This is a genomic window from Pseudomonas sp. (assembly GCF_037994325.1).
GTDB lineage: Bacteria > Pseudomonadota > Gammaproteobacteria > Pseudomonadales > Pseudomonadaceae > Aquipseudomonas.
On record NZ_JBBNAH010000517.1, the window covers coordinates 1 to 1,017 of the forward strand.

General features: G+C 54.9%; 1 protein-coding gene. It reads right to left on the reverse strand.

Annotated features, from left to right (window positions below):
• Nucleotides 1-347: MCP four helix bundle domain-containing protein (locus AAAB16_RS17380; protein ID WP_340664445.1), on the reverse strand; the 347-nt coding region annotated here is incomplete at its 3' end.
• Between the last annotated feature and the right edge of the window lie 670 nt (nucleotides 348-1,017).

Here is a 1,017-nt window from a genome sequence, read left to right on the forward strand (position 1 = left end):
TCATTGAGGTGGGCTTGGTCCTGGGCATCGGAAATCGACTTCTGATACTCCTTCACCCGCGCCATCAGCTTTTCATCGTTGGTATTGAACTCAGCCAAAATGGCCGGGTTAATCACCTGCTCATCAGAAAGCCCCACCACCTGCTGCGCGAGGATAAAACTGTCGACCCACGAACTGCGGATATAAGAGCTGAAATACACCCCAGGCATGGAATCGTTGGCTACGCTTTTGGCGCCGGCTTCGATGGTGACCAAACGCGAATAGGCCACCGCAATCATCAAAATAACAATGGCGATGATCACCGCAAAACTCGCCAAAATGCGCTGGCGCAGGGTCCAATTTTTCACGCGTGCTTCCCCTCTAAACGGTGCAACAGCAGGCAGCAGCCATTCCCGCGCCATTGCCAGCGACTGTAAGACGCGCCCTACCCAGGCGCAAGCTTTCCAAGCGTAGCAGCGCGTAAGTAGATCAACGACTTAAACGCGATATTTAGCGAACCACGGTAGGGTGTGGTGCGCGCACCGAAGAACTTCGGGCGTGCTTTGCTGAACGTTGTACACGCGGCTACGATGCAATTGCCGTGGGAAGCATCTGAACAGGTGTTTCCTGGCTTGTGAGCCTTTTGAGGTCGGTTCTATAGTCCCGCCGTCGCTGACCCATTCAGCGATCGGGTTTAGCAGTCCGATGTCTTACAAGGCACGCAAGTCGCTCCATCCGTTACAACAGGCGTTTTTTTGCGCCTTCCGTTTCGTGTTATGGCGGCTGTGCGTGGGGCACCTTCGGGTGCGCCGGGTTTTGTGCCTTGTGAACCGGTCTGCTAACCCGCGTACAGCTGCCACCCATTGTTTAGCAGCGATTGGTGACAGATCACTTTTCACGAGGCTGAAACCATGAACTACGTACACCCCGTTATTCTTCCCTCTCCACCCCTAAACCACCTGACTGTGGAGGTGCGCCATGGGTAATACCGTGCAAGTGCCCTTCTACCGCTGTGGCGATGACAAACGCCCACTCTTC